Here is an 18,344-nt window from a genome sequence, read left to right on the forward strand (position 1 = left end):
TCGCATGGCTTTCAACTTCTTGCCACAAGGCTAGGTGGTCCGCCAATGCCTTATTGATGTGACAAACCCGACACTTCAACTGACCGCGGGGGCTGTGGTAGCAGAGGTTGTCCAATCTTGCCTGGTTGAGGTCGCTGAGGTGGACGGTGAAGGCGTGGACGACTCGGCGGTGCAGAACACAGGAGCCGACCGGTGGGGCAGCGGGCACCTCATCCGCTTGGTGAGGGAGAAGTTCGGGATCCGCTGTCTGGCAAGAAGACACTTTTATCTTAACGGGTCCGTGGGGGCTGTCAAGGGCTGTCACCCGAATGGTAACGGGCGCCGTGGTATGGATTTCGATGTGCATTTCGCAGAAAAAGGGGCAATAGGGTTTACGGTCTGCACGCCTCGACGGGTGCAATCACCCCCCTTCGCTAACGGGGGCCTCTTGCTTGGTTACCGGTACCCGCGCGCGGTGAGGTGGTCCAACTATGCCGGACACAATTGGGACGTGGTTTGAAGTTGGCCTTCTTATAGCAGCGGGGGGATAAAATTACTTTAAGCATTCCCCAGCCTTTTGCAGACGTAGCCGCAAGACACTGCTTACCAAAAGGACCGTTTCGCTGAACAGCGGGCCCTACTTTTGCAGCTCCCTCCTCCCGTACCATGACCATCCTCTTGAGCTGCCTGTTGATTGCCAATCTGCTGTGTTTCGTACTGTTCGCCGTAGATAAACGAAAAGCCCAGCGGGGCCAGCGGCGCATCGCTGAACAAACGCTGCACCTGGCCACGCTGCCCGGCGCGGCGCCCGGCGCCTGGGCGGCGATGTGGCTGCTGCGCCACAAAACCCGCAAAGCGGCGTTCTGGGGCGTGACCCTGGGATTGACGCTGCTGCAAGGGGCGGTACTCTACGTCGCGTGGCACTATGTGCAAGCGCAGGTTTAGTGCTCCTTTGCTTTTCGGACCGTTTTCTTGAACTCTGGGCCTGGGTCGCTTCGCACAACCGCTAGGACAGCCCCGTCGCAGTCTATCGGCGGCGCTGCAGGCGGGGCACCAGCGAACCGCTGGCGAAGCTCATATCCCTCAGCAGCGACGGGTATTTTCGCCAGCGCAAGCAGCGCCCTATTGCTTTAGTGCGGTTTCGATGGCGGCCGCGGCGGCCGCGGCGTTGCTCGGGCGCGGAGCGTTGCCGGTCACGATGCGGCCGTCGCGGCCGATGAGGAAGTACGTGGGGTAGCGGAACACCTGGTAGTCAACCCCGGTTTTCTGCTCCTGGTCGCGCAGGTGCACGCTGCCGGGGCCAGTGAGGCGCTCGGCGGCCAGCACCTGCTGCCATTTTTCGGCTTTGTCGCCCATCGCCACGTACACAAACACCACCTCGCGGCCCGCAAATTGCTTCCGCAGCTCCCTGCTGGCCGGCATCTCCTCCATGCACGGCCGGCACCAGGTGCCCCAAAAATCGAGGTACACCACTTGGCCCCGCAGGTCTTGCAGGGCCACGGCCTTGCCCTCGTGGTCGCGCAGGGTGAAGGCCGGTGCCAGCCGGCCGGGGCTGATGAGCAGTTGCTTCTGGAGCAGCACGCGCAGGTCGCGGGCCATGACGGAGTCGCGGTTTTGGGTGCGGAAGGTGGGGTAGGCGGCCAGCACACCGGGCAGGTTGTCGCCCACCGCAAAGCTGAGCAGCTGGAACACGGCCCGGTCGCGCGCGGCCGTGGGGCCAAAGTCGGCGGTGGCGCGCGCGTAGAGGCGGCCGGCCTCGGCCGGGTCGGTGCTGAGGGCACCGGTGGGCACCAAGCGGCTACCGTAGCCGTTCAAAAAGCGCATCACGTTCGTGTTGCCGGCCAGGCCCCGGTCCGCCGACAGGTACTGGTCGAATTTTTTCAGCGGCAACTGGGACAGGAAACCGTAGTAGTCGGCAGGCAGCGCGGCGGCCTGCTTGGCCACGTAGCGGCGGTAGCCCGGGTATTCGAGCAGCGTGATGGCCCACTGCAGGTCGATGTCGAGGGCCGCGTTGCGCTGGAAGTCGGCCGGCAGCGGGTGCGCTTTGGCGTAGGCCGCCAGAAACGCCTGCCGCTGGTGCCGAAACGCGTCGGCCACCCGGCGCAGGTCGCCGGCTGTGGTGGTGGGCGTGAGCTCGGGGCGGGGCGGAGTGCCCGCTGGGCCGTACTCGAACTTCCACAGTGACTGCGCCAGGTAGTTGTTGGCGTCGGCTCCGCGGCCGGTGTAGCGCAGGGTTTCGTCGAAGCGCGGGAAGTCGAGCGCGAGCTGCAGCCGGTCGCCGGGGCTCAGGTAGAGGCCGGTGCGCTGGCCGGCGTAGGAGAACTCGGCCGGGGTGCCGCCCTTCAGGTTTTCGAGCGCCACCGAAAAGGTGCCGTCCGGGCCGAGTTTGGCCTTTGTTGCCTTGGGGCCGTAGTGCCCGGCGTACTCCAGCCGCACCGAGTCGCCGGCCGGGGCGTGGTCGAGGTGCCCGCTGACAACCGCCGGAACCGGCGGGACGCTGGGCGTAAGCGGCGGGGCGAGCAGCAGGCGTAACGCCGCGCCAAAAGCAACAACGGGGAGAGAGAACAGCATGAGCAGAAGGGTCTCGGTAAAAGCAGCGACAAGAAACAACGGGTTTGGGTAGGGAGCCCCCGGCCGGCCGTTTGGTTGCGTCAAGGTTTCGGCTGCGGTGAAACGCCCCCCCGCCTGCTTGAGCAAATGGGATTACAAGCGGAGGGAGTGGGCGTCTAGTTAGCAGCTTCGAAAGCTAGACCGGCAAAGTTTCGCTTCCTGCGCCCATGGTGGGTCAATTCACTCGTCTGAAAAAAGCTTTCCGTAACCCTCCTTTTTTCAAACAGAGAGCGTTTACCTTCGGACCGTTTCATTGAACTGCTAGTTACCCGGCCTTATGGGCGCTTACTCATCAATGTTTTGGGGTGGTCCCGCTTGTCCATAACCACCCCCACCCATTTTGATTTCGGTGAGCAAGGCTTGCACGGGCCACACTAGTTCGTCTTGGTTGCACCAGTAGTTGCGGAAGGTGCCGTACTGTTCATAAGCCGAGAGGTTAAAACCTTCTTCAATGTCGTTGTACCAGATGATGCGCTTGCCCACCACGGCCACGACCCAGAACCCGCCTCCTTCGTCGCCATAGGGCGTTTGCTGCCACTTTTCGGGGAAGATTTGAATCATTTGCCAGAACCGCCACAGTTCCCCTTGCATCTTTTCTTCGGCCGCCAGAATGTGATCGTAGACGGCTTCGAGTGTTATGGCTTCCCACTGCATAAAAGTCATTTATAGTGTAGTTCAGCCGAAAGGTAAACGAACTCTAACCCTCCTTTTTTCAAACAGAGGCGTTTACCCTCGGACCGTTTTAGTGAACATAAGACGACTTCTAGGACAATGATATTCCCCACTCTACAGCAGCTTATACTTGTATCGCTTCCTGGTGACATTGGCTAGATTAGCCGGTCACTAGTCCGCTATCAGCTTGCCCTTCGCATCATATTCGATCATATCGTTTTCCCCGGCTCCAAACTGCCAGTAGGAACTAGAGTCATGCCGCTGCACCATAAATCGGTGATGCCATCGACTATACAAGATGGACACATACACCGGTTGGTGATTGGGGTACAGCGTGAATACGGTATCGTGGCTGCCCATCCGACTGTGTATCGTCACCGGTTTGTTGGGCGCCCAACACTGGGTCGTTTGATACTGCCGACGTTTCCACATCTTCTCATAGATGGGGGTACTATTCACCGTTAAGCTAACGAACTGGCTATCCACATAGGAGCCTCCTATGGAGATGTGAATAGGTACTTCGCCTGGTCGAGGGTGGGAACAAGAAAAACAGCTCAGGCCCATCAGGCCAAGGAGAGAAGCAGGAATAGCTACCTCAAAAAAGGACTTGGATGGTAGGCGCATGATAAGTAGCAGGAAACACAGGATAGTGACTAGCTAAGATTCAACAAAATACAGATAAGCTACTTAGATAGAGCCAAGGGGAATTCTTCCTTCTGTCCCTTTACATAATGCAAGTTCTCAGACCAACCCCGGAATAGTGGTGGTTTTTCGCCCCACGGCCCCTGATGGCTAAACGTGGTACTTTTACGAGGGCCAAGCTCCATTTTGGGTGTTTATGAAACGCATTCCTTGGCCATTTCGCAAACGTTGAATAGCAAGGTGGATATTTACTCAAACGAGCGGTTAACTTCAAAATCAGTTACTACATTTTTACGAAGCGGCGGGTCTCACGAACTTCGCCTACTTGTAGGCGGAGCATATAGACGCCGGCCGGGAGCGCCTCGGAGACGGGTAAGTTGAGAACCTGGGAGGGAGTAGCTTGGACTCCGTAGTGTTCTAGCACGGGCCGGCCCAAATTGTCGAGCAGAGTCAGTTGCCAGCTCCCCTGCGCCGTGCGAGGTAACTGTACGGTGAGGTTGCTAGCTAATGGGTTAGGATAAGCCTGCCAAGCCACAGCAGCAGTGGCAGGTGAGCTAGATAGGACCACGGCCCCACGCTTGAGCACGACGCCGCCGCCGCCAGCTACCCAAATACTAGTGCCATCGGGCGAAGCGGTAATGGAATTGAGGGTCTCAAAAGTGTTAGTGGGCTCGCTACGCCAGTTGGTACCGCCATCAGTAGTGACGAGAATGGTACCCAACTCGCCTGCAATAAGCCCAACCTGGGAGTTGAGAAAGCGCACATCATTGAGGTTGACGGTCGTATTGACGGACATCGGCGTCCAGGTTACACCAGCATCCTGGGTGCGCAGGGCAGTGCCCCTGTCGCCGACAATGACGCCGTGCTGTGCATCAGCGAACCAGACACCATTGAGCCGGGCCGAAGTGGTACTGTTAAGGGCTGTCCAATTGCTGAGGCTGCCGACATTTTTTCGGAGTGTACCACCATCGCCGACGATATAGCAATCTTCCCCAGTGGGGCAGTTACCATCGTGGAGGTTGGCCTGCGTGCCGCTGCGGGACTCAATCCAGAGGACGCCACCCGAGCGCGTAACGCGCAACGAACCCCCATCACCTACCATGATGCCGGTGGTCTCGTCGCGCATGTAGAAGTTATTGAACTTGCCGTATTCGTAGATCGTAAAGGTCTGGCCAAAATTCTCGCTCTGGTAGATGACGCTGGGCTCGCTGGCGGAAGGTGGCAGTTCCCAAATTAGGATGACGCGCCGCGGAATGGGGTTGGCAACGGCTTTGAGGCGGTTGCTGGTACCGGGAGTGTTGAAGTTGGGCAGTTCATCCCAGGTGGTACCCCCGTCGAGGGTCTTGAAAAGCGTGCCACGAGTACCGCAAGCCCAGCCTACACGGGCATCTATAAAATGTATTGATGACAATGAATTACCGCCTGGACCTTGGTTGGTCCATTGAGCCACTGCATTAAAAGAAAAAAGAAGAGACAGCGTTATAAAAAAGATTGGTTTCATTTTTTCTAGAAAACAAGAGCAAAAATTAACAGGAGATAAAACAATCGTTAAATAGCTGATTAATATCAACCTTTTTTGATATTAATTTCAATAAAATATATTATTTATTTTTTAACGGTTATACACATAAGTATATGTTTCATGGCCCGAAGAAGTAATTTCGTCTGTCTCAACTTTCAACTTACTACTACTCAATTCTAAAACGGGCATTATCACTGTTTTTTGAACTGAATTGGTGAAAAATTTAATTGTTAAAGTCTTGCCACTGTAAACATATGTTCCAGTTGCATATACCCGATTTCCATCGGATAGCTGGTATGTACCATCTTTATCATATTGCACGTAGCTGCCTCGCTGGACAGGAGGTGAGTGAGAGTATATCACTTTACCCTGGTTGTCATAACCGGTCACTGACTGTGACTCCATATTCCATTTTGCGGCAATCGTGACAGGTTGAGCCACCTGCGCGTCGCTATCTTTAGAGCAGCCAGCGAGTAGAGTCAAAAATGGTATTAATGCTAAATGAAGTAAGCGTTGTTTCATAAAAGGGTCAGTGATTGAAAGACGTATGACAAGCGTTCAATGCTAACATTGCATTACACAAGTATGGCACGATCATCAAATGTATATATTTAGCGTGTTGTTTGATAATGGGCTTCAAATTTTATTGTATATTGATATAATATGTATTCATAATTACATGTAATGCGCAATTATATTCCAACGACTTTTCGATTAGGGGTAAAGTAAGGCAGTCAGATCGACAGCTGTAAAGATCTGATAATGAGTTTAATAGTTCGAATGATAGTCGATGGTTGAGTGCAGCCGCTAATGATGTAATACAGCATTAGGGCAAACGTTACTTTAGCATCATGGCCCGAACGTACAAAGTCCTTATCTGTCAATGTGCCACTGGGCATGTGATGAACACCAACGCCAAAACGGTTTTCTTGCATCCGCCCGAGGAGGGAGAGGCTGTGATACCCTATCACTACTTTGATTCCTTAGCAGAAGCCGAGCAGTTTGCTTGGCAGCTGCAGAAAGCGGACCCAAGTCTCGAAATGACGCTCTATTCGGGCGATGAGTACCTGCAGATGATTCCCCCCCTGCGGGAGAAGCCACCCACGAAAGCCCCTCCAAAGCGCGGGTTCTGGCGTCTATTTTAACGGTACTGTCCTAAACGCGCGCTGCTCAGTTGAAGGAGGGTATTATACAACATTCTGCTGGGCAACCTGGAGTGCTTGAGTTAACGACGTGTAGCCTTCTACTCGGGCAAGCTTTCGGAGCAGCTCCGGGGGAAGGTTGTGCGGGCCGAGCAAGGTTCCGGCTATTTGGCCCGCTAGCGATGCGTTGGTATCGGTGTCGCCACCCGCTGCAATGATGGCTGCGAGCGTCTCTGTGAGCCCTAAATGCGGCACCTGCGCCGCGCAGAACAAGGCAAATGGCACCGAATCCACCACGTACCCGCTCGTCCCCAACCGGGCCACGTCGGCGATGGAAGTGTGCGCTGGCAAGGCTTGTATTACCAAGAGCCGGTCCCGTAGCCGCGTGTCCGGCAGTTGCGGCACGAGCAGGTCGAGCAAGGGTTCCGCGCCCGTCCATTGCCCGGAGAGGACCGCCCGAATGGCCAGCACCACGGCCAAGGCGCCCACGTACGCGTCCACCTGGCGGTGGGTGATGCGGCAGAAGTCGTGGAGCTCGGCGCGGGTATACTGCGGCCAGAAGGCAAACGGCGCGATGCGCATCGCGGCTCCGTTCCCTGCCGCGTACTCCCCTTCACGCCCCACTTGGCTCCAGTGCCCACCCGCCTGTAACTCCCGCAAGGCTTTTAAGGTGCTCGCCCCCAGCCCCGTCAACCGGCCTTGTGCGAAGGCGGCTACCAAGTGGGCGGCGAGTGTGGCCGGCGCTAGAAGCGGCCCTTGGCACAGGGCAGCCAGCGTCACGACGGTAAGCTGGGTGTCATCTGTAAGCTGCCAAACGGGTTCCCGTCTGGGCGGAGGCTGCAGGTAAAAGGTGGTCCTGTCTGGGCCTTTGGGCAGGTTTTCCGAACCACTGCCCCAGGCATCTCCAATGGCGCCGGCCAGGATACAGCCCGCCAATCGTTCCGGTGTGGTCATAAACAAAGGTTACGAGGAATCCACCCGCCTTTACTGGCGTAAGCAGTTACAAGGAGAGTTCAGCTAAACGGCCGGAATGGCAAAACGTGGGTAAGTTTAGCCGTCCCGATTCTAGCCATTCTATTCGCCAGCAGATGCCCATTTTTCACGTGCCAGAGCAATCAGGTGAGCCGCGGGACAAAGGCGGGTTCCTTTTTCAGGCCCTTGCCTGGGTGCTGTTGCGCGTGGTGCCGAAAGCCAGCCCCGATTATGAGAAGCGCCTTGCCCTGGTCGAATACTGGCTCGTGGAAGTAAACGAAGAAGGGGCTGCCCTGCGCGAAATCGGATTCACTGCCGCGCACCAGCCGGTTCTGTTCGCGCCCACCAACCGCAATTATGGCCTGTGGACGGATTCCGACCGCGTCTTTTCGCCCGAGGAGTTTACTTCCCGAAACGATTTCCCTTTTGATGCGACTTGGAATCGCTTGTATGGCCAGACAAGCGAGGGAGCGCGTTCACTTTAACGGTCCGAAGCTAAACGCGCTCTGTTCAGCTGAAGGAGCCACTAATCAGCCTTCTCTCCCAACGTTTTCGTTGATGTAAGCCGAGATGCGGTCGACATGAATCCATGTCGCTCTTGCGCGAAACACGACGCCCTGGGGCTGGGTGCTGAACGCCACTTGAAAGCCGGTGCCATCGTGAACGATGCTCAAATCGCCGATGCCGTTGCCGCTGGGAATAACGCACTGCTTGATGGAGACTTCGATGAGGTTCAGCGACAAACTCACGGTATTGCACTTCTGCTGCACCCATTTGAGCGGCGCATCTGCCGGGAAATCTTTCAAATCAAAGTGAAGCCGGCACTGGAGGGTGCCGCCACAAAGAATGGAAAGCTCCCCCAACCGCACTTGGGCCAACGAGGGTGCTTGGGTAGGGTAAATACTCGTGATGGTTTTGGGGTTGAGCACGTGCTCAATCCACGTAGAGTCGGTGTTTTCCATGCCTAAAGGCCACAAAGCCTAATCAAAAGTAGAGTTCCTATCGCTTGCAGTGCCAGTCTGCGAAAAGGGTGGCAAGATAGACGCTGCGTTCAGTTGAAAGAGCGTTTCTTTACAGCCTATGCTTCTTCCCTTATTTGGCTTCGTTTTCGGCGTGGTCGCCAGCTCGTTGCTCGGAGCCGCCGTGATTGCGCTACATCCGCGCTGGAAGCTGACCTTCGTAAATATCGCCTATTTTGTCGCTGGTGCCTTTGCCGGAGTCATCGGCTCGTCGCTGCTCTACACGCGGGTGTTTGCCGATGCCAACCACCAGTTGCAGTCCACGGCCGCGGTTCTGGGTTTTCTGGCAACGCTCGGCGCAGGGGCTTTACTAGGAGGTACGCTGGCTGTTTACACGGGCCAGCGCTTAGGCAGCCGGGCGGCTTAATCGCTTAATGGGTAGCAAACCAGCCAAACGGTCCGAATAGAATAACGAACGTTTGGGAAAGCTCCTACTTTTGATTTTCGCCTGCAACGCCCATGTTCAACGCCTTCCTGAATTTGTGCTTCGCCAACTACTACGGGTTTGACAAGGTCGCTCGGGAAGTCAGCGCGTCCACCGCCGAGTACCGCGGCCACTTGATGTGCACCCAACAGGTGCTGTTGCTGACCATTAGTTTGGTCTATGCCGTGGCTCGTGCCTTGCCACACGGGAGCGACTTACACTTCGGGGTAGTGATTGTGGCCTGCCTCGCGGCCGGGGTCGCCAACTATTTCGGGGTGCTGACGTCGGCGCGCTATCCTGCCTTTCGTGCACGGGTGGACGGCCAGCCGTTCGCGCTCAAGTTCGGGCTGGTGCTCTTCTCCTTTGCCACCACGGTGGCGGCCATTCCCGGCTTAATCTGGCTCATGGACCGGTATTATCACCCCGTTTAACTCTCGTTACGGGAGGCCGCCCAAGGACCCTGTCTTGAACATCCCGTTCGCTAGACGTTCAGCAAAACGGTGGCAAGGTAAACAGGGCAATTCAGAATAAGGAGCCTATCTTTCGACACTACTCTCCACCGACATGTCGCCTGTTCTTCTTCTCCTGCGTTTCCGGTGGCTATTGGTGCTGGTTACCTGTTGCGCTTACGCCGGGCCTTGCTCCGCCCAGTCGCCGCAGACCTACACGTTAACCAACCAACGGACCGTAAAAGACGGGAAACAAGAATCCAGCAGCCCTTTGACCGAGGCGTTCTTGACCGTCTTGGAAGAGCAGAAGGTGATTGCCACGCTCTTTCTGAAAAGCGGCCACGGTAAATCCTACCGCATTGACCAAACCCGGCCTGACCTGTCCGGCATGGGCATCACCATGTACATCTGCAACGCGGCAAAGGGCTCCGACAACGAGGTGGATGGGGACGTGATTATTGTCAATCCCGTCAATAAAACGATTGTATTCGCCGTGTTACGGGACAACCCAAAGGGACAGCAGATGAACAACTTTGTGGAGTACCACTACGAATCCGTGGCGTATCAAGACAAATAAGCAGTTCGCTTAGCATGTCTTTCCGCTTACAAGGAGAGTTCAAGAAAACGGTCCGAAGCTAAACGCGCGTTTGCTGTGTGGTTGGTTACTACGCACCTTTTAACTTCGGTCAAAAAGGGCCTCCCATACGGTTTTGGTGCCTCCCTCGTCGTCCACCAAGCAGGTGCGTCGCTTTAGAGTTGCCCGGTCGATGGGAACAAACCCGTATTGCTGTGCCGCTCTAAATACCGCCCTTGCCTCCTCCGTGGCGGGTTGTTCAACGAGGCTCTGTCGGTCCACAATGGAATCAAAGAGCAGAAAAAACTTGCCCACCAGCGACAGTAACAGACAGTGCTCCTCTTGTTGGCGCAAGCTGTAAACCATCGCCGAGTCGTAGTTCAGGTCGGTGGTGTCCGTGATGGTAAAGCGCAACGCCAGTTCTTCTATCAACGGCTTATAGGGCCGCTTATCGTACGTCTTTTGCAGGAAACCGTAGTGCGGAGCCGTGGCCGAACCGTGCGCAACGACAATAGCTTGGTTGATGGTGTCCAAGAGGATTGGTTGCTGCATGGAATCATGGAATGGGACCATGGACTTATTCGGGGTATAAATCCTTCAGGTATAGTAAAACGGTCCGAAGGTAAACGCGCCCCGTACGGGCAAACCAGCGGTCCCGCTGCTCCGACACGGTGCGGTTTAGTCCCGGATTAAGATTAACTCGACCGACCCGTCCGCTAACGAATTGTGCTCGTCTAAATGCAGGTGGCAGCCTAAGGGCGCGGCCTCTTGAGCCAGATTCAGTAAATGGCCCGCCAGAGAAATCAATCCGGCTTGATTGCCGTGGATGCAGACGGCCCCGCCTTTGAGGGTAACGTTGATTTCGAAGCCCCCTAGCCAGTGAACGCGAAGACCGGTTTCTGAGGAATACTCTGGTACGTCGAGGGTGATTTGCATAGCAGCGCGTGGGGAATGGGCGAGGATAGGAAAACGGTCCGAAGCTAAACGCGCTTTGTTCAGAATTACGAGCTATAAGATAGCCCACGCCTTTCTTGCTAGCCGGGTGCTGAAATATAAGAGTGTGCCCCAAAATATAGCGTTGGGAAGCACATACAGAAACACTTGCTCCTTTATGCTGAATGGTGCTCCTAGAAAGAAAAAAATGGCTTTCTCGAACGGCGTGAGCTGATGTCCCCAAGACCAAGCCATGCCAAAGAAGGCCGCGAGCATTACAAGAACAACATACAGCGCCGAGAAAAGCACAATGAAAAGCGCAAATTTCTTCATGGTTGATTCGTTATTAATGTTCTGCCTAGTTCAAGAAAACGGTCGTTTCTTAAATGTTATAGCTCCTCCGCATTGTACCGCTTGGCCCTTTGCCCAGCTGCACGGCCGTCCCTGGTACTTTGCCGGTTTTACCCCCCCATCTCGAAGCCTTTACTCTGCTCCGGTTTCTGCTGTCTGGTCGACGCTATCTGCGGTTTGATTTCATAGCCCTCACGTCTGGCTTTCATATCGTCATACTCATAGACTTGGCCACCCATCGCCCGAACGTTATCGAAGTAGGAGTCAGCAACATGAGCAAAGCTGGGCTGGTACTTCACATAAACGGTCTTCATTCCGTCTCCGCGAGATGGTTCGTCTTGCACGCCCAAATGGGACGCATAGGAGTGGATGCCTCTCCGTAAGGACTTTGCCACTTCGTCGGCCTTCTCCTCCGGGACTACTAAACAGGCGGTTAACTCTGCTGGCTTAGGCTTCCAACGATAAATATCAAAAGCCCGATCCATCAGGGCGAGTTCCTTGGTGGCCACCTTCTGTCGGGCCTGCTCTGCTTGCCGTATTTCGGCCTGTTTCACCTCGTGAGCATATGCGGCTGCACGTGCTTGCCTAGTTTGAAGCTGCTCCTCAACCTGTTCGGATATTTTCCGGCCATTGGGACGTATCTCGGCATAAGTGAACGCTGAACCGTGGGTAGGATGCCGCACTTGGTTGGGGTCGTTCGCAGTGGCATTTTTGAATTTAAACCCTTGTTCTTCAAGACCTTGTAAATATGTTTTGGGGTCTGTGTAATCCCCCTTAGTCAGATGCACTTCAAACGCCCGTTTGGTCTCCAGGCGGTCTTTTTCGCGCTGCTCAGTACCTAGCTTGAGTAAGCTGGCGGGCGCGGGCTTTCCCAAGGCTAGATGTATGGCCAGTTTGGTTTTTTCCAACTCGGCTTGCTTTAACTCGCCCTGGGCCTGCACCATCCCGTGGTAATGCTTCTCTTTTAGCTTCTCTGTGGTCCTCAACTGACTTTGGAGCGCACGGACCTGACTTTTGGCCGAAGCGTTCTCTAAGGCAAGATTTACCGCCTTCTCGGCCCGCTTGTTCGCCTCCTCCACCTGCGCACGCCCCTGCTCACTTACGCTGGCCGTAGTCTTAGCCTCCCACTCTACTGGTTTGAATAGGTCCGCCACACTTGGCCGCTTTACCGGCACGTCCTGGAACGAGCTGGCCGCCCCCATCTTTTCCCCCAGCTCGGTAGCCGTTTTATTCTGCTTGCTATACATGGCGTCCATGGGCTGGTGGACGGCCTGGCTACGCTCTACCCCCCTATCCAATCCGTGCGCGGCCATTGCCTCGTGGTAATCACTCTGATTTATTCGCAGGGCAACCGGATTGATGAGGTCGCGGGCCGAAAGCCGCCCGTCTGATGTGATGGGAACAATAACCACATGACAGTGCGGGGTCGTTTCGTCCTGTTGAAGCTGAAAGGCGATGACGTTTTCCTTGCCGTACTTCTTTTCTACATAAGCCCGGTTATCCTTGACCCACTGACTGTCCGACTGGTCAGCAGCACGGCCCTTCTCGTCGCGCTCAAAAAATTCCGGCGAGGCCGTTAGAATTAGCTCTACGCACCGAATGGAATTACTCCGTCGAATCTTTATTCCCGCCTCGGCAATGCGTTCGGTAGCCAGGTCCCAGTAGCTGCGCTCCTCGGTGTTGATGAACTCGATGTTCGGGTGCCGGGCCTCTTTGTCAACATTGGGTACATCGTACTTGCGGTAGTTATGCGTGGTCGCTTTATTGGCGTGTTTCTCGTCGGTCAATTTGGCGTGACGCAGAATACAAAAAGGCGGCATGAGCACAGGAGTTAGGCAGTGGGGGAAAGGAAGTTTGGCTAGCCCCGGAGGGCGCACGGCATAGGATTTACGGTGATGAGCGAAGCTCAACCGTAAATCCTATGCATCGTGTGTGATGCATATAAAACGAGCTAGCAGAACAAACCCGCCTCAACCCTCGCTTCACCACAAGCTACAACTCTTTCCCAAAGTACCCAACAAGTACCTCCTTCTATTGCCCCCTACCTGCTTAATCGCCTCGCCCCCGATAGCTCACACTACCAATGGTCGTTGGCTTGGACCCTCTCCTTTCTGGCTGCCTTTACCACTTAAAAAAGAGTAGCTAAAATTTACCCTTTTTAACAACCAGCTACCTGTCAGTATCAGCCTCACCCGTTCGTATTCTTGCTCGACCTCCAACTCTAATCCATCTCGACTGCAACTCACCTCAGACCTCTTCGACCTTACTGCCGGCAACTAGGCCAACTGCATAACATAGGCACAAATTTGGTCCTCTTTACTTTTCATACTTCCAGCATAGAATCAGACAGAGTACAATTTTTAAGCAGGTAATTTCCTACTGCTCTTCACTTCTCTACTACCTAATAGCAACCCAGTTTTAGGCTGTTCCAGGTAAGGTGTAGATCCGGTACATAAATCGTTCGGGTGAGGTGTAATCCGTGGTTTAAATCCCTGGTAATAATACACTGTGGAACGGCAATCCATACACCATCATTTTTATATATACCTATCTGATAGCCGTTTATAGCATGAGGTGTAAAAAATGCCGTGCTGAGGTGGAAAGGGTGCTAGGTTCTTCCACTTTAGGCTCCTAGAGCATCTCTCCACGTTCCAAGCCTTCCCACTGCCCTCTTTCCCCCACTGCCAACTTATTCGCACTACTTCCCTAAGTACACGCTCTTTTAGCCCCTCTCAGCCCTCTATCGCCTCTCTTAGCAGCCCAGTGCCATTCCAACTCCGATAGCTCCTCCTGTGTGCTCTTTTAGCCTTCCCTGACCCTCTGCTTCTCACTCTCCAATTGCTGTTGAATATAGCTGTTGCCTTTGGAGAGACTAACTAATAGGCTTCCTTGTAATCCGTTTCTTTTCGAAAAAATAATGTGCGAATTGACGCTCTAAACGAGGATTACGGATTTTAGGATTGCCGAAGACTTATAAAAGCTATTAGTTAGATATTTTTTGGCTCTATTGTTGATACAAAGCGCCCGTTTTATCAAAAAAAGAAGTGAGTCATATATCAGCTACTTCATGTTTCCATAAGTAGCTGATATATGACTCTTTATAGTATATAAGAGGTACTAGTGTTTCAATAATTAGCATAGGCTAATTGTATAAATATCGTAATTAACAGCAGAAAAAGGCAAAAATATATTTAAATAGTGCAATCCCATTTTGTGCTTTTTACGACTGCCCCTTTTTGTTGTCTTTGTTCTATTGCCCTCCTCAACCTTCCCTTTAAATGCTTTTTTACTACCTCATCAACAATCTTGTGAGTATTTTAAGTATTTAAACTGTATTTGCAGTGTTTATAAACCTTTGATTTATAAGTATTTATAGACACTTACTAATAGGTTTTATAAGCTAACTAATAGGTTTTATAAGCTAACTAATAGGTTTTATAAGCCAACTAATAGGTTTTATAAGCCTAACTAATAGGTTTTATAAGTCAACTACTAGTGTCATGCGATTAACCTATTAGTTAGGCGCTATAACAAACGAACGGATTCAATAAGCCAATGGTACCAGGCCTTACTCATCCTTGCCAATAGAAAATATATTTGCCTCTATTACTTTCTGATTTAAGCTGTATGTTTGGTCTCTATCATCACTATAGCTGCTATGGCTGCATCCGATCTTAACATCCCAATTGAAATTAGGCAGCATAACGCGCTGACAACGGCCCGGTACGAAATGACTGCCTGTGAGATGGATATCGTCTTTTCACTACTATCTAAACTCAGTAAGCAGGACAGAGCCGGCACCATCTACGAGATCCGGGTTCAGGAAATGCAGGAACTCACCGGCCGCACCTGGAATTATAAGCAGTTACTCGATTCTACTAAGGCGCTTAACAGCCGGATCTATCAAATTGACAATAGCATAGCGCTGTTGCAAGTCAGCTTACTGGCCTCGGCACTTTATCGCAAGGGAAAGGGCACCATTGAGTTGGAGATCTCCGAACGCATGCGTCCTTACTTGATTGACCTGAAAAGCAACTTCACCTCTTACCGTCTGCAGGCAGCCTTTAGCTTGACGAGCAAGTATGCTAAACGCATTTACCAACTGGCTTCGCAGTGGAAGGACATTGGGGAAACTAAAACCTACTCACTTGATGAGTTCAAGGCCATGCTCAAACTCAAGGACCCCGAGGGTAAGGAGACCGAACAGTACACCCAAATTTCTTCTTTGCAAAAGTATGTGCTCGACGTTGCTGTTAGTCAAATCAATGAACACACCGACCTGCGTATAAAGTACGAACTAATTAAAAAGGGCCGCTCCTATCAGCGCATCAAGTTTTTTGTTAACACCCAAGAACCCAACCAGCTACCCATTCTCTTTGAGTTGAAGGAAGATGATGCTAAGGCGCAACTAGCGCGCAAGCACCTCGAATCCCTGAACATTCAGGAACCTCAGCTGGTGCAGGACATTCTACAGTCAGTAAAGCTCGTGGATGCGCTGTTTGCCTTTATATACAAGCTTAAAACGGATAGGATCAAGCCGGATAAGAACCCGGGGGGACTATTTTTGAGAATGCATGGCCTACGCTGAGCATACTATTGCTTTAAGGTGGTCCAGGGATGTAGATCTTCTTTAGCAGCTAGTTTTCTATTTGCAGACGCCCGACGGTTCCTTAAATTGGCTGCACGGACGCCGCTCTGGTAAAGGCCTGCGCCATCTGTTAGCGCAACTGTATTTTCCAGTGGCTGAGCTTGGCCTCCAATAACCTGTAGCGCATAACCAGCTTAGCCAGCGGATGCCTATGTGCCATCAAGGCCAAAGTTATTTCCGGTTTTAACTCAGTAGTAAAGCGGCGACAAGGGTGTTTCCGGTAAATGGAATTGAGTAAAACAGCCGCCAGTAGCTGTCCAAACCGTAGATACAATTAGAAAGCCGGTTATAACAGATTTGCTATTAATATTGGGTTCGTTTATAAATATCCCCGTATTAGGTACAGCATTGATAAAGTCAGTCTTGCGCATTCATTAGCTGTCAAATTAAGTCGTATCGAAAAGATTAAACGAAACCGAAGTCAAATTATACTAAAATATTTAGTATAATTGCGTAGCTGGTTCAGCCAGTATCGCGCTATGACTACCATCGAATTAATCGACGTGGGTACGCCCATCACCACTCTCTGGCTGCCGGTTTATGCCTCGCTGGTTCCCTGCGGCTTCCCCTCCCCGGCCTCCGATGAGCTGGAGGAGCTTTTCGATCTTAACCGCCTGCTCTTTCGCCACCCTGAGGCTACTTACCTGATTCGCGTGTCGGGCGAGAGCATGCAGGGAGCCGGAATCCACGCCGGCGATCTGCTGGCCGTCGATAAGCACATCGAGGCCGACCACAACCACATCGTGGTGGCCGTAATAGAGGGTGAATGCACCGTCAAGCGTCTGGTACGCCGGGGCGCCAACTGGTGGTTGCAGGCCGAAAACCCCGCCTACCCCGACTACCCTATCACGGAACCCGAGAACCTACGCATCTGGGGCGTAGTCACTCATGTCGTCCACGAACTCATTCCCGGCAAACTCACTGCCTTGCTCCGTAGCGGCGACTAGTTTTCAAGCTGGTAACTCCAGTTCAGCCCCCCCAGAACGAAAGCTGACAGCCATCAGCTACTAGCTCGCCATCCATGTACGGCCTCGTCGACGGCAATAACTTCTACGTCTCCTGCGAACGGGTTTTCCAGCCCCGGCTCGAAGGCCGCCCCGTCGTGGTACTGTCAAACAACGATGGCAATGTCGTGAGTCGCTCCGCCGAAGCCAAGCAGCTCGGCATTCCCATGGGTGCCCCCTTTTTCGAAGTGCGGGACCTGCTACGTCGTCACCAGGGCCACGTGCTCAGCTCCAACTACCCGCTCTATGGCGACATGAGCCGCCGCGTCATGTCCCGCCTCGCTGACCAGGTGCCGGCCGTTGAGGTCTACAGCATCGACGAGGCCTTCCTTGATCTGCACGGCCTGACCACTTTCTGCGGTACACTAGACGCCCGCGCCCGGCGCATTCAGCAGGATGTGCTCCGCTGCACAGGCATTCCGACCTGCGTGGGCATAGCCCCCACCAAAACGCTGGCCAAGGCCGCCAACCGCCTGGCCAAGAAATACCCCGAGCTGCGGGGCATCCTGCGCCTCGATACCGAAACCCGCCGGGAGCGGGCTCTGCGTGCCCTGCCCGTGGAAGACGTCTGGGGTATCGGCCGCCAGTATGCGCTCAAGCTGCACGCCCAGGGGCTGGCCACGGCCTGGGACCTGAGCCAGGTGTCCGAAGCTTGGGCCCGCAAATACCTGGGCGGCGTCGTCGGCTGGCGACTGGTGCAGGAGTTGCGCGGCCAGCCCTGTCAGGACCTCAACCCATCCGAGGACGGCACCCTCGCCCGCCAGAGCATCAGTTGCTCGCGCTCCTTCGGCCAGCGCCTGACGGCCTTCGATGACCTGTGGGGCGCGGTGAGCACGTACCTGAGCCGGGCCGCCGAGAAGCTGCGCGCCCAGGGCGACCAGACCCATATGCTCACCATCTTCCTCAGCCAGGACCGCTACGATACCCGCGTGCCGCCCCCCTACACCCGCTCCACTACCCTGACCCTGCCCGGCGGCCCCACGGCCGATACGCTTCGGCTGCTGGCTTACGGCCGGCGGCTACTGGAGAAGCTCTACGAACCCGGCCGCCGCTACGTTAAAGCCGGCGTGGTGCTCGACGGCCTGGAACCGCCCGGCCGTGGCCAGCAGCTGAGCCTGTTCGCCCCCGCTGATTCTGTCCCCAGCCGGCTCGCCGCCACACCCGAATCCGCCGCCCGAGCCCGGCAGCTCATGCACAGCCTCGATGCCCTCAACCGCCAGTTCGGCCGCGGCACCGTGCGCCCCGCCGCCAGCGTAGCCCCGCCGGCTGCACCCGGCCAGCCCGCTGCGCCCTGGCTCGGCCGTGCTGAACACCGCAGCCCCGCCTACACCACCCGCCTCGAAGACCTGATGGTGGTGGGCTAGCGCTGGCCGCTAGTATGAGATCTACTCCGCCGCCCAGTC

19 protein-coding genes are annotated in these 18,344 nt (G+C 54.4%); 9 read left to right on the plus strand and 10 right to left on the minus strand.

Annotated features, from left to right (window positions below; genetic code table 11):
• Window positions 1–645 precede the first annotated feature (645 nt).
• Window positions 646–924, plus strand: a complete 279-nt coding sequence (locus HW556_RS10960; RefSeq protein WP_176900067.1) for a DUF1294 domain-containing protein — start codon at window positions 646–648, stop codon at window positions 922–924.
• Window positions 925–1,101: 177 nt separating this feature from the next.
• Here the strand turns inward: HW556_RS10960 and HW556_RS10965 are convergent, their stop codons facing one another.
• The 4 genes from HW556_RS10965 to HW556_RS10980 all read right to left on the minus strand — a co-directional run bounded on the left by HW556_RS10965 (window position 1,102) and on the right by HW556_RS10980 (window position 5,947).
• Window positions 1,102–2,550 carry a TlpA family protein disulfide reductase gene (locus HW556_RS10965; protein ID WP_176900068.1) on the minus strand — a complete coding sequence of 483 codons (1,449 nt, stop codon included), beginning with the start codon at window positions 2,548–2,550 and terminating at the stop codon, window positions 1,102–1,104.
• 324 nt (window positions 2,551–2,874) lie between these two features.
• Complete coding sequence (locus HW556_RS10970) at window positions 2,875–3,243, minus strand: hypothetical protein (RefSeq protein ID WP_218136911.1); 369 nt, start codon at window positions 3,241–3,243, stop codon at window positions 2,875–2,877.
• A 943-nt stretch (window positions 3,244–4,186) separates the two neighbouring features.
• Window positions 4,187–5,314, minus strand: coding sequence for a YCF48-related protein (locus HW556_RS10975; RefSeq protein ID WP_176900069.1), 1,128 nt, complete (start codon window positions 5,312–5,314; stop codon window positions 4,187–4,189).
• Window positions 5,315–5,515: 201 nt separating this feature from the next.
• Window positions 5,516–5,947 (minus strand): lipocalin family protein, encoded by a 432-nt coding sequence (locus HW556_RS10980; protein WP_176900070.1) that lies wholly within the window; start codon window positions 5,945–5,947, stop codon window positions 5,516–5,518.
• 380 nt (window positions 5,948–6,327) lie between these two features.
• Between HW556_RS10980 and HW556_RS10985 the strand changes: the two genes are divergently transcribed.
• The gene (locus HW556_RS10985; protein ID WP_176900071.1) at window positions 6,328–6,570 is read left to right on the plus strand and encodes a hypothetical protein; all 243 of its coding nucleotides are present in this window, start codon (window positions 6,328–6,330) and stop codon (window positions 6,568–6,570) included.
• 42 nt (window positions 6,571–6,612) lie between these two features.
• Here HW556_RS10985 and HW556_RS10990 read toward each other — a convergent pair whose 3' ends face one another.
• Window positions 6,613–7,521 (minus strand): ADP-ribosylglycohydrolase family protein, encoded by a 909-nt coding sequence (locus tag HW556_RS10990; RefSeq protein ID WP_176900072.1) that lies wholly within the window; start codon window positions 7,519–7,521, stop codon window positions 6,613–6,615.
• A 134-nt stretch (window positions 7,522–7,655) separates the two neighbouring features.
• On the opposite strand from HW556_RS10990, the gene HW556_RS10995 reads away from it, so the two are divergent.
• Window positions 7,656–8,024, plus strand: coding sequence for a hypothetical protein (locus HW556_RS10995; protein WP_176900073.1), 369 nt, complete (start codon window positions 7,656–7,658; stop codon window positions 8,022–8,024).
• Window positions 8,025–8,069: 45 nt separating this feature from the next.
• Here the strand turns inward: HW556_RS10995 and HW556_RS11000 are convergent, their stop codons facing one another.
• Window positions 8,070–8,501: an Imm50 family immunity protein gene (locus HW556_RS11000; protein ID WP_176900074.1), complete on the minus strand. Its 432-nt coding sequence runs from the start codon at window positions 8,499–8,501 to the stop codon at window positions 8,070–8,072.
• Window positions 8,502–8,619: 118 nt separating this feature from the next.
• Here HW556_RS11000 and HW556_RS11005 point away from each other — a divergent pair, with 118 nt between their 5' ends.
• The 3 genes from HW556_RS11005 (at window position 8,620) to HW556_RS11015 (ending at window position 10,008) form a co-directional block, all read left to right on the plus strand.
• Entirely contained in the window at window positions 8,620–8,925 is a 306-nt protein-coding gene (locus HW556_RS11005) for a hypothetical protein (protein ID WP_176900075.1), read from the plus strand.
• A gap of 92 nt (window positions 8,926–9,017) precedes the next feature.
• Window positions 9,018–9,413: a hypothetical protein gene (locus tag HW556_RS11010; protein WP_176900076.1), complete on the plus strand. Its 396-nt coding sequence runs from the start codon at window positions 9,018–9,020 to the stop codon at window positions 9,411–9,413.
• A 304-nt stretch (window positions 9,414–9,717) separates the two neighbouring features.
• Window positions 9,718–10,008: a hypothetical protein gene (locus HW556_RS11015; RefSeq protein ID WP_176900077.1), complete on the plus strand. Its 291-nt coding sequence runs from the start codon at window positions 9,718–9,720 to the stop codon at window positions 10,006–10,008.
• A 99-nt stretch (window positions 10,009–10,107) separates the two neighbouring features.
• Here HW556_RS11015 and HW556_RS11020 read toward each other — a convergent pair whose 3' ends face one another.
• From HW556_RS11020 to mobV, 4 genes are all read right to left on the minus strand, one after another.
• Window positions 10,108–10,539 carry a hypothetical protein gene (locus HW556_RS11020; RefSeq protein ID WP_176900078.1) on the minus strand — a complete coding sequence of 144 codons (432 nt, stop codon included), beginning with the start codon at window positions 10,537–10,539 and terminating at the stop codon, window positions 10,108–10,110.
• Window positions 10,540–10,683: 144 nt separating this feature from the next.
• Entirely contained in the window at window positions 10,684–10,941 is a 258-nt protein-coding gene (locus HW556_RS11025; protein WP_176900079.1) for an Imm32 family immunity protein, read from the minus strand.
• A 72-nt stretch (window positions 10,942–11,013) separates the two neighbouring features.
• Window positions 11,014–11,271, minus strand: a complete 258-nt coding sequence (locus HW556_RS11030) for a hypothetical protein (RefSeq protein ID WP_176900080.1) — start codon at window positions 11,269–11,271, stop codon at window positions 11,014–11,016.
• 128 nt (window positions 11,272–11,399) lie between these two features.
• On the minus strand, window positions 11,400–13,109 hold the full coding sequence (gene mobV / locus HW556_RS11035; protein ID WP_262890000.1) for a MobV family relaxase: 1,710 nt from the start codon (window positions 13,107–13,109) through the stop codon (window positions 11,400–11,402).
• Window positions 13,110–14,947: 1,838 nt separating this feature from the next.
• On the opposite strand from mobV, the gene HW556_RS11040 reads away from it, so the two are divergent.
• The 3 genes from HW556_RS11040 to HW556_RS11050 all read left to right on the plus strand — a co-directional run bounded on the left by HW556_RS11040 (window position 14,948) and on the right by HW556_RS11050 (window position 18,305).
• On the plus strand, window positions 14,948–15,877 hold the full coding sequence (locus HW556_RS11040; RefSeq protein WP_176900082.1) for a replication initiation protein: 930 nt from the start codon (window positions 14,948–14,950) through the stop codon (window positions 15,875–15,877).
• Between the two features lie 539 nt (window positions 15,878–16,416).
• Window positions 16,417–16,884 carry a LexA family protein gene (locus tag HW556_RS11045; RefSeq protein WP_176900083.1) on the plus strand — a complete coding sequence of 156 codons (468 nt, stop codon included), beginning with the start codon at window positions 16,417–16,419 and terminating at the stop codon, window positions 16,882–16,884.
• 74 nt (window positions 16,885–16,958) lie between these two features.
• On the plus strand, window positions 16,959–18,305 hold the full coding sequence (locus HW556_RS11050) for a Y-family DNA polymerase (protein WP_176900084.1): 1,347 nt from the start codon (window positions 16,959–16,961) through the stop codon (window positions 18,303–18,305).
• Window positions 18,306–18,344: the final 39 nt, after the last annotated feature.

This window comes from Hymenobacter terrestris (genome assembly GCF_013377905.1).
Taxonomy (GTDB): Bacteria; Bacteroidota; Bacteroidia; order Cytophagales; family Hymenobacteraceae; genus Hymenobacter; species Hymenobacter terrestris.